This is a genomic window from Bacteroidales bacterium, from assembly GCA_018334875.1.
GTDB lineage: Bacteria > Bacteroidota > Bacteroidia > Bacteroidales > UBA12077 > JAGXLC01.
This window is the reverse complement of sequence record JAGXLC010000134.1, coordinates 1-10115: the sequence shown is the minus strand read 5'-3', so window position 1 is coordinate 10115 and position 10115 is coordinate 1. Positions and strand designations below refer to the sequence as shown.

Below are 10115 nucleotides of genomic sequence, written 5' to 3'. Positions count from 1 at the left end.
GATTAATTTGCTTTTCACTGATATAGCCTGTTTCTTTTGCCTGTTTTAAAATTTCATTAGTTTTCATGATAATAGGTTTTTTATTGTTTTTCTAATAATATTTTTTCTCTTGTTATTGTTTTATTGTAATTTGTGAGGGCCTCCTTGTAGCTATCACAAGATTTAAACATAAGTTCAGGGTTTTGTCTGGTTGTATGATCATTTTGAACAACATACAAACCTATTTCATTTAACACTATTACTTTATTATTTTCGGCATGGATCATTTTATTGATAATCTCGTCCATCCTTTGTTGTGCTCTTTTAATTAATTGTTGTGCTTCCATAATTACCTCCTTTTGATTTTGGTTCGTGCCTATGCCGGAATCGAACCGGGGCAAGAACCGTTCAGGCATTAAATCTATAATTCTTGTCAATGTATGTTTTTGCTTCGTATAAACTGCATTGTTTTTGTGTTTTATACAGCATAACGCAGTTAAACCAGCGTTTTTCTTTTGCTAGTTTTTTAAGTTCTGTTTTCCATGAGTTTTCAATAGTCATGGTTACTGTTTTACCAAAAATTGTAAATTTCATAATTAAGTTATTTTTTGTGGTTGCCGGTCCAAGTATCTGTTCAATACTTCCAGTTCATTTTTTGCCACTTCAAAAACATCATAGTGAATTGAAGGTAGTGTTCCGTTTAATACTTTCATCCATTGTTGGATTAATACTTTTATGGTAAAATTACTAGTTGATTTAAACCAATAATCTAAAAGTATTGGATTGGTCGGAGGGTACGCTTGCAATATTGCAGCTAGCTGGAAGCGGTCCCTTTTCATTTTTTCAATCGTTCCCATTTTTTAGCGTATTTAATGATTATATTTTCTAGCTTTGGCAATTGATCCCTGTCAAATGCACAGTTCCACAGACTGGCTTTTTGTAGCCCCTTAACTATGGCTTTATTGTCAGGGCTGACAAGTACCAGCAAATCAGCCATATCATTTGATACTAGATTATTTTTTATCAAATTTTCAATCTCCGGTTCCTTTACAATTTTAACGCAGTCCCCACGGTAAAAATCATCTAAATCATCTAGTTCTTGTAAACCGTCAGAATCGTAATATAAATCATGTTCTACCTCTACCATCATATGGGTAGCTGATATAGGCTGATGATTATAGAATTCATTAAGCCAATCCGCTGCCGGGTATGTGGATTCCAAACAGACAATGTTTTCAAATTTAAAATGTTTTGCCACATAATATGCGACAAAACCACAGCCGCCAGAATTGACAGCTGAAATGTTTTCATTTATTTCATTGCCCATATCTATTAAAATACTTTCCAGTTCTGCTTCCATAGTTTATGGATATAAAGGATTATAAATTAAGTTAAGATTTAACCGTTTATAATATTTCTTTCTTTGTTTCTCCACATATTTACGTTTTGTAATTTCTCGCAAAACTTCCTTATGTGGGATAGAGCAAACCGATGAACACAACCATTCATCTAATGTTTTTTTACTTTGCAGCCGGTAAAACTTCCGGGTCCGCAAGTTTTCAGGGATAATGTAAGTTTTCATGAGCCAAGTAAAGTAATTAAAAGGGTTGAAACAATGACAATGGCCAAAATAAATAAAACTTTGTAGATGTTTGTGTTTTGTGCTTTCATTGTATTGGTTTTTATCGGTTTATTACTTCCTTGAAAAATTCAAACCGGTTATTCACTTGTATAAGAAAAAATCCATCAGCTAAAAGCTCGGCTATATCGGAGCTTTTATATAATTCGATCATTCTTTCATTAGGTACGTATACCAAAAAGTTACGGCCAGTACCCCGGCTTTGCACGTCAGATGGGGACAACGTGGATAATTTTTCACTGTGTGCAATAACACAGTACATGATTAAATCCTCTATTATTTCGTTAGAAGCTTCAATCGTGTTGTAAATAATTAAAGTTTTGTTTTTCATTGTTCTGTAATTTAAGTGAAACATAAAAAAAGGGTACAAGTTTTGCACCCCTGTAGCCCCGGTAATTGGGTATGATCCAATTCCCTTTATTATTTCAGGGCTGCCAGCATACCGGGGTAAATTTTAAAAGTTTACACCTAACAACGTTAAAATGAACGTTACTAGAATAATTCCCAAAACAATATATGTGGGAATAAAATTATTCATTTCAAATTTACGTATTTTCATTTTTTTATAAATTATAATAATATTGATCAATTAATTGTCTTTTATCTTTATTGTCGTCAATAAAATCTCCAAAAGTGTCCATGATATTTAAAGATACCAGCTCCGAACAAATATCATATATTTGATCAAATATAACCGGATTGCTTTGATTTTTTTGACTTAATTCCTTTAATCTTATTAAGTCGTTTTTTATAGTTAATTTATCCATACAAATAAAGTTTAAGGTAAAACAATAAAAAACGGCCCCCTCAATAAAGGGGCCGTTTAAGTTAATTTAAGTTAGCTTATTTCATGTAGGCATAACTTTGCAAGGCAACGAGTGCAGAAGTACCCCGGTGTATGGAATTTTTATTCATTTGATAAACACCTCCTGTTTTTACTTCCATTTTCTTGTCATTTATGACAAGTAAAACATTCATTTTCTTTTTACCTTTCATTGTTGCAAACCGGGCAAAAACCTTATCCGCAACCGTTTTACAGAGTGTTTCTACCTTACCATCATATTTTTGCAAGGTCAGCTCTACAAAACTGTTACCATTGCGGAAAAATACGAGAACTCTAATATTTTCCCCTTTAAATTTCTTGTTCTGCATTTCAGGGAAAATAATATCGGCTTGTTTTATAACGTCGCCGATTGTTTCATATTCTTGTAATTTTTCCACCTTTTGCGCTGCATTTAAATCAGCAGCGTTTTTCTTTTCCACCTGAAAATTTTCGATTAACAGGTTTGCAGCTTCGTTGGTTACTGTTTCGTTTGTTTTCATTGTTCTAATTTTTAGAGAGTTAAACAAAAGCAGTGAGGGGCCCCGGGCTGAACCGGGTAAAAACAGTCTTTAAACTGTGCCCCTCTATCTTACTAACTGTCAGGGCCTTTTTTCCCTTCATACCCTATTCACAAACCTATATTGTGCCGCCAAGTTTTTAAACTTAGTCGGTTCGCTTAACAAGTTGCCGGGTATGTAGCTAACTATATCCATCATAGATTGTAAACCGTTTAATTTGCGTTTAAATTGAGTCCATATCTACCCCGCAAATTTTAGCGAATCTAGGATAATGAGAGTATTATCGGCCCGCTCACAGCCGAGCCCCTTTATTATAGGTAAAAAGGGGGCTTATTTATTCATTATTTCACAGAACAGGCTTAAAGTTTCGCAACGTTTACCCGTTTACCCGTTTACCGTGTAAAGCCTGAACCGTACACGTGTAAAAAGTAAACCGTCTGTTTTTGGTCCAAGTTAAGATGGTTCCTCATTAGAATAGCTAACTTTTGGGACCTTAATTTTTACCTTGCATTGTTTACATTAAACCTGTGCTAGCCTAACGTATAACAATAAGGTAAATGAACCGGGTACGAAACAATAAGTAAAAGAACAGTATTAAATATCTATATATGTATATCTTTATATTTGCTTAAATTGTTTACTTGTTTGGTCTAAATTGTTACATCTATATTTTAGACGTTTTATACTGTTTTATTATAGTTGTTTTGCAGGTTTGGAGCCCCGGAAAGCCCCTCCATACGGGGCTTTCAGGGTTGGTCCAATCTAGCTGGCTTTATAAAAACAAAGCTTCATATCTGTTCCAACGTATGAGATATATTCTGATCCAACAACGTTCACAGCGTCTAAAATAAAGCCAGGCAAAATGTTCATCTTTTTGTGGTACACTTCGATATGAAATAATCCGAGTGTTTGGATAAACTTCATATCAACAGTTACATCAGGATTGCTTCTGAATCTTCCCATCAATCTATGGAAAGTATTCTTTTTTGTTTGTTCATGCATAAGATAATTGTTTTTTGTTGGTCCAAACCGTTACAACTATATTTCAAAGAACTAATGTAAAGTAAAAGTATAAAATAAATAAATACGAGTCAATACTTTTTTAATTTTTTTTTAATTTTTTTTTGTTTTATGTTGTTTATGGGAGATAGAAGCATTCAAACATCTACATATCTACATATGAAAGTATGGACACATACAGCTATCTACGGATGTGGATTGTTGTATAGGAGGGGAACAGGGGGGTACCCTACGCAACCAAAATTTGAATTGTTGTAGGGTTAGACCAATTATAATCTACATATATACCATTAAGGGGGTGAAAAATTTTACAACTATGTGAAGAAAGTTTATGGGGTTGGACCAAAAAAATTGGTTTTTATGAAACAAATATTAAAACATATCGTTATAATTACATATTTGCATATTTCGATTTTTCAATTTATCTTTGCAATATGGAACGTAAACGAACAGATACGAAAGAAAAATTGGACCAGCCTAAGAGACAGCGAACTAGGATACCAGCTGATGAGAATGGTTTTTCTCATTCAATGTTGGAAACCGCCACTCGTCTTTGTATGCTTGGATTCACCAATGATCGTCTTGGTAAATTTTTTGGGGTTGATTCAAGTACAATTGATAAGTGGTTGGAAAATCCCAAGTTTAAAGAGGCAGTACAAAAAGGACGAGACATGGCTGATGCTGATGTCGCTGAGTCGTTGTATCGTATGGCTACCGGTTATGAGATGGAAATTGAGGAACCGAAGTGGAACAGTCAGGAAGGGTTCTGGGAAATTGTCAGTTATAATAAAAGGTATGCCCCGAACGTAACCGCACAGATTAAATGGTTGACTGCTCGTAGACCGGCTCAATGGTCTGAGACTCACAAAGTGGAACATGACCACACAGTAACTCACAAAGCTGTTGAGGAAATCAACATGGAAGGGTTCACTGATACGGAGCAAAACGCTATGTTTAAAGCACTTAAAAACCATTTGAATGCATCTGATAAAAAACGTTAATTGGACCAGAGTTCAAAACAATACGTATAATCGGGCGTGTCTGGTTTCATTTGGTTTCTTGGAAAAATACACGGATGGTGACAGTCAGCTGGCTTATCGTTACCATCCTCCTAATATACTGGCTGCTTGGTTTGTTTTAAGAAACAAATGGAATTAATGGAGCAAGAAATAGACAAACAACAGGCAATGTCCACAATGTTGGACAATCCCACTGCCGCAATGAGAAAATTGGTCCAATCTTCTTTTTACTATTTTTTGCTTTATTTCTGGGATGAGTATTCACAGGAAGATTTTAAAGACAACTGGCATATACCTTATATATGCAACGAGTTACAGGTTATGGCCGAAAGGGTTGCTGCCGGGTTGCCTAAAGAGTACGACCTGTTGATCAACGTCCCACCCGGTAGTACAAAAACTTGTATAGTTTCCATAATGTTCCCTGCATGGTGTTGGACCAGATGGTACTGGATGAGATTTATTACTGCCGCATACACAAGCACACTCTCCTTAGAATCCGCAGAATTTTCCCGTGATATTATAAAATCAGCCAAGTTTAAAGATCTCTTTCCCGAGTTGGAAGTTAAACGGGATAAAGATATTAAATCCAATTTTAGGATTGTAAAACGTGAGAAAAGACCGGGCACGATTGACCGGCAACGTCTCGGTGGCAACCGCTTTTCTACTTCCGTAGATGGTACACTTATGGGTTTCCATGGTAACATACAGATTGTAGATGATCCATTAGACCCCAAACGTGCCAGTGCTGAAACGATTCTTGATTCTACCAACCGGTGGGTCACTGAGACTCTTTTCTCTCGTAAAGTTGATAAAAATGTCACCCCCCTTATTTTAATTATGCAGCGGCTTCACCAAAACGATACCACCGGGAGCATCTTGGATCGTAGATCAGATAAAGTAAAACACATATGCATCCCCGGTGAAATAAGAAATTATCGTGAACAAGTCCATCCCCCGGAACTGGTTGAAAAGTACAAAGATGATCTGATGGACCCAAAAAGACTCAGCTGGGAAGTATTGGAAGAATTTGAAGCTGAGGTTGGTCAGTATGCTTATTCCGGGCAGATTGGGCAAAAACCGGTTCCACCGGGTGGTGGTATGTTCAAAGTGGACATGATCTCGTATTTGAGAGAATTGCCCAATCCGGTTCATATTTTGAAAAGTGTGAGGTATTGGGATAAGGCCGCAACTCAGGGTGGTGGAACCTACACTGTAGGAGTTAAAATGCACCAGATACGCCAAGGTAAATGGATTATCTCGGATGTTAAAAGAGGTCAGTGGGCAACTGGTGTGAGGGAACAACTAATTAGAAGTACCGCTGAATCTGATGGACCAAACGTGGAGGTGTGGGTAGAACAGGAACCCGGTTCCGGTGGTAAAGAATCGGCTGAGGCAACGATTAGGAATTTAGCCGGGTTCTCTGTTTTTGCTGATAAAGTCACTGGTGACAAAGTCAGGCGGGCTGATGCCTATTCCGTACAAGTAAATAACGGAAATATACAACTCATTGAAGATCATTGGAACAAGGAGTTTATTAATGAACACCGGTTCTTTCCTTACTCTACTTACAAAGACCAAGTGGATGCGGCTGCCGGTGCTTTTGCTAAATTAATGAAAAATCGTGAGGTTATAATATGGTAGCGGACGAAGCAAAACCACAAGAACAACAGGTACCGCTGGAAACTCTCAGTGATTACCAACTCATACAGTTGTATTACCAAATTCCCGGTAGTTTGGTACGTAGAAGTCAGTTGGCAGCTAAACAAGGCTCTCAATATGATGGGGATAGAAAAATATATGAGGCTTTAGGTTATCCCACGGACACGTTGAAGTTTTCTGATTTTTATGCTCGGTATGAAAGACAGGACATGGCCAAGGCTATCATTGATAAACCTGTAAATGCCACATGGCGGGGTGGACTAAAAATTCGTGAGTCAGGAGAACGGGATGGTGATAAGGAAACTGATTTTGAAAAAGCTTACAAAGACCTCGACAAACGCCTTGGACTAAAAAAATGGTTCACTCGGTTGGACAAGCTCACCGGACTTGGTTATTTTGGTGTGCTGCTTTTGGGATTCAATGATGTAAAAGATCGCAAAGGTTTAATGAAGCCGATTAAGAAAGGAGCCAAGTTAAATTATGTTCGTGCGTTTGGTGATCACAATATAGAAATAAAAACGTGGGAAGAAAATACAGGCAATGAAAGATATGGTAAACCACTTACTTACCAAGTCAAGATCACCGGACCGCACTCTGAGCGGAGTGATGTATTGGTTGTTCATTGGTCCAGACTGATTCATGTGATAGATGGAGCGTTGGAGAGTCAGGTTTACGGCACACCGAGGCTAAGAGCAATATATAACCGGTTAATGGACTTGGAAAAAGTTGCCGGTGGTGATGCAGAAATGTTTTGGCGTGGTGCCCGTCCCGGTTATGTAGGAAGTGAACAGGAAGGATTTGAACTCACCCCGGCTCAAAGGGAACAAATTCAAGCACAGATCAAGGACTACGAACACAACATGAGCCGGTTTATGATTACCAAAGGTTTGGATATTAACCAATTGCAACAACAAGTTGCTGACCCGGGAAATCACGTAGATGTTTTGGTCCAAATGATTTCTGCTGAAACAGGTATTCCCAAGCGAATATTGGTTGGTTCGGAGCGTGGAGAGTTGGCAAGTACAGAGGACCGCACACAGTGGCTTTCTGAGATAACAACGAGAAGGGAAGAATTTGCCGAAGAAACCATTGTTCGTCCGTTTGTTGACAAGTGTGTAGAACTCGGCATTCTGCCAGCACCCAAGAATGAGGACTATGATGTTGTTTGGGAAGATCTTTTTGCACCAAGCAATAAAGAGAAAGCTGAAATTGGCAATATTCGTTCGGAAGCACTTATGTACTACGCACGTTATCCCTATGCCAGTGAGATATTGCCGGTTGAACAGGCATTTGAACTGTTGATGGGTATGACAAAAGAAGAAATTGACAAGGCTATGCAGGAAGGCGGGGACAATCTTGCAGAGGAATTAAAATCAATCAAAGAGCAATTCAAGAGTAGACCTACTGGCACAAGTACGGAAGATCCCAAACCAGATAAAAAAGAGGAATAATCATGAAAATTCAATTAGACTATGACAACAAAATGCTAACGGTTGAAAATAATGTAAACCTTGGCGAGCTGATGGAAAAAATCAAGCAAGTTCTTCCTGATTGGAAGAAGTGGACCTTGGAAACCAAAACAGAGGTTATATGGAATAACCCCGTTGTTGTTAGGGAACCGTATAATCCTTATTATTTTAATTGGCCTATAATATGGTGTGATGATTCTACAGCAGGGGTAAGTATTGATAACACTTTTACTGGTTATCAAAAAGTTCAACTTGAAATTCAATAATCATGAAACCAGAAAATGCAAAAGTAATCCCGGCAGCTGGGTCACCAATGACTGATTTTATAAGGGCATTGGGGTTAGATCCTGAAAAAGTGGTAGATCTCACTCTCAAATCCTGCGTTGGTGATGCTGTTACATTAGAAGTGGTAATGTACGTGAGTCATGCAGATGCAGAGAATATGACAGACGTAGTTAAGAAATTTCATTTGGAAGCTGTTGAAGATAAACCAGAGGAAATAACAACTATGGAAGATGAAGATAGAAAGCATTAAACTTGGTAAAATTTTTATTAATCTTAAAATTAATTAGTCATGGACAAAATTCTTGAATTTGTTTCGCAATTAGGTGACTTTGCAGGATATGTTGCCGTAATCTTAGCTGTTACTCAGCTTTTGAAAGATGCTGTGTTCACCGGGGTAAAAGGCTTTGGAGTACAACTCATGTCATTTCTTATAGCTGTAGCAATTGCTTTTGTAGGTGCTTGGTCAAATGTTGGAGTATTCCAACCGGCTCATGGTATGGTATCCGAACTTTGGTATGCTTTGCTGATTATGGCGTTAGGTGGGACACTTGTTGCTAATGGTGCTTCAACGTATCCCAAGATACAAAGAGTATTACAAGCATTCTTTAGGATCTTTAAGATTCCTTTGTTACCTGATAAAAGAAAGTAAAAGATGACACTTGAACTTGTATGCTGGGCAATTTCAGTAGCAATTTACATTGGTTTTTCTATTGTATTTGCTATTATAAAATTTGGAGTACCACCTAGTGTATCCTCTTTATACAGAAAGTTGGACAAAATTGGGTGGCCTCCTTGGTTGTATTCTCTTGCTATGATGTATTCTGCTATGTTTTTAGCCGTGGCAGGGGGGACAAATACAATGGGTTGGGCAGCAATGTTTTTGGTTGTTACTGGAATTGCTGGTGATACAAGTCAAGGGAAAGTAACGGAATGGCTTCATATTGTAGGGGCTTGGGGTTGTATGGCTTTGGGACTATTGGCACTTTGGGTTGATTATGGGTATTGGATTCTTTCAATTTTTGGTCTAGCCCTTATACTGGCGATTTGGATTCCACGACTCAAAAATAAGACATATTGGATTGAAAATGCAGCTTACTTTGTGGTTGCTTTTGGTATTTTAAATCATTTGATTTACTTAGATATTTTTCACGGATGGTTGGTTTGATAATAATTTTTATAATTCACATTCTATTGAATGCTATGGGTGATGCATGTAATGCAACAGGAAATCAAGATATTGGGCATTTAATTAGATCTTTCAGTATTTTGACTTTACTGTTATTGCCGTATTTAATAGGTGGTATTTCACCGGCAGTTTATTTTGCCTCTTATATTTTATTAAGGTATATTTTATTTGATTTCATTTATAATGTAACTGCTGGTGCGGATTTGTTTTATCATAGTGAAAGGAATTGGTATGGACAATTAATGTCAAAAGTCCAACCGGGATTTGAAGTATTTTCAAAATCTATTTGTTTGGTTGCGGTTGTTGCAGTAATACTTAATAATATATAACATGGCACTACTTACTGACATAGGCGAAGAATTTATACTGAAAACGGCTCTTGAAGGAGTTACCATCAGTATTGATTTGTATAATAGTAGGGGAGCATTGAGAAAAATTGATATATAAACGGTATGACAGAGCGAATAAGAGAAAGAGCAAGATTTTCAAAGTCATCAGGAATGGCTACGTGGTGTAGA

16 protein-coding genes are annotated in these 10115 nt (G+C 37.3%); 8 read left to right on the top strand and 8 right to left on the bottom strand.

The features are described 5' to 3' along the window. Window positions 1-80: 80 nt before the first annotated feature. From KGY70_11545 to KGY70_11510, 8 genes are all read right to left on the bottom strand, one after another. On the bottom strand, window positions 81-326 hold the full coding sequence (locus tag KGY70_11545; GenBank protein ID MBS3775814.1) for a hypothetical protein: 246 nt from the start codon (window positions 324-326) through the stop codon (window positions 81-83). Window positions 327-387: 61 nt separating this feature from the next. Beyond that, on the bottom strand, window positions 388-573 hold the full coding sequence (locus KGY70_11540; protein ID MBS3775813.1) for a hypothetical protein: 186 nt from the start codon (window positions 571-573) through the stop codon (window positions 388-390). Between the two features lie 2 nt (window positions 574-575). Then, window positions 576-836, bottom strand: coding sequence for a hypothetical protein (locus KGY70_11535; GenBank protein ID MBS3775812.1), 261 nt, complete (start codon window positions 834-836; stop codon window positions 576-578). After that, complete coding sequence (locus KGY70_11530) at window positions 815-1339, bottom strand: hypothetical protein (protein ID MBS3775811.1); 525 nt, start codon at window positions 1337-1339, stop codon at window positions 815-817. Before KGY70_11530 ends, KGY70_11535 begins: the two co-directional genes overlap by 22 nt. A gap of 322 nt (window positions 1340-1661) precedes the next feature. Next, window positions 1662-1949 carry a hypothetical protein gene (locus KGY70_11525; protein MBS3775810.1) on the bottom strand — a complete coding sequence of 96 codons (288 nt, stop codon included), beginning with the start codon at window positions 1947-1949 and terminating at the stop codon, window positions 1662-1664. A 232-nt stretch (window positions 1950-2181) separates the two neighbouring features. Further along, window positions 2182-2385 carry a hypothetical protein gene (locus KGY70_11520; protein MBS3775809.1) on the bottom strand — a complete coding sequence of 68 codons (204 nt, stop codon included), beginning with the start codon at window positions 2383-2385 and terminating at the stop codon, window positions 2182-2184. Window positions 2386-2461: 76 nt separating this feature from the next. Further along, window positions 2462-2941: a hypothetical protein gene (locus KGY70_11515; protein MBS3775808.1), complete on the bottom strand. Its 480-nt coding sequence runs from the start codon at window positions 2939-2941 to the stop codon at window positions 2462-2464. 780 nt (window positions 2942-3721) lie between these two features. Further along, window positions 3722-3961: a hypothetical protein gene (locus tag KGY70_11510; GenBank protein ID MBS3775807.1), complete on the bottom strand. Its 240-nt coding sequence runs from the start codon at window positions 3959-3961 to the stop codon at window positions 3722-3724. A 452-nt stretch (window positions 3962-4413) separates the two neighbouring features. Here KGY70_11510 and KGY70_11505 point away from each other — a divergent pair, with 452 nt between their 5' ends. The 8 genes from KGY70_11505 (at window position 4414) to KGY70_11470 (ending at window position 9926) form a co-directional block, all read left to right on the top strand. Beyond that, window positions 4414-4980, top strand: a complete 567-nt coding sequence (locus tag KGY70_11505; protein ID MBS3775806.1) for a hypothetical protein — start codon at window positions 4414-4416, stop codon at window positions 4978-4980. A 156-nt stretch (window positions 4981-5136) separates the two neighbouring features. Beyond that, window positions 5137-6639 (top strand): phage terminase large subunit, encoded by a 1503-nt coding sequence (gene terL / locus KGY70_11500; GenBank protein ID MBS3775805.1) that lies wholly within the window; start codon window positions 5137-5139, stop codon window positions 6637-6639. Beyond that, window positions 6633-8108: a DUF1073 domain-containing protein gene (locus KGY70_11495; protein ID MBS3775804.1), complete on the top strand. Its 1476-nt coding sequence runs from the start codon at window positions 6633-6635 to the stop codon at window positions 8106-8108. The genes terL and KGY70_11495 overlap by 7 nt, the downstream gene beginning before the upstream one ends. A 2-nt stretch (window positions 8109-8110) precedes the next feature. Then, window positions 8111-8392: a hypothetical protein gene (locus KGY70_11490; GenBank protein MBS3775803.1), complete on the top strand. Its 282-nt coding sequence runs from the start codon at window positions 8111-8113 to the stop codon at window positions 8390-8392. A gap of 2 nt (window positions 8393-8394) precedes the next feature. After that, window positions 8395-8661 (top strand): hypothetical protein, encoded by a 267-nt coding sequence (locus KGY70_11485; GenBank protein ID MBS3775802.1) that lies wholly within the window; start codon window positions 8395-8397, stop codon window positions 8659-8661. A gap of 39 nt (window positions 8662-8700) precedes the next feature. Further along, window positions 8701-9060: a hypothetical protein gene (locus KGY70_11480; protein ID MBS3775801.1), complete on the top strand. Its 360-nt coding sequence runs from the start codon at window positions 8701-8703 to the stop codon at window positions 9058-9060. Window positions 9061-9063: 3 nt separating this feature from the next. Further along, complete coding sequence (locus tag KGY70_11475; GenBank protein MBS3775800.1) at window positions 9064-9576, top strand: hypothetical protein; 513 nt, start codon at window positions 9064-9066, stop codon at window positions 9574-9576. Window positions 9577-9611: 35 nt separating this feature from the next. Continuing rightward, window positions 9612-9926 (top strand): hypothetical protein, encoded by a 315-nt coding sequence (locus KGY70_11470; protein MBS3775799.1) that lies wholly within the window; start codon window positions 9612-9614, stop codon window positions 9924-9926. Window positions 9927-10115: the final 189 nt, after the last annotated feature.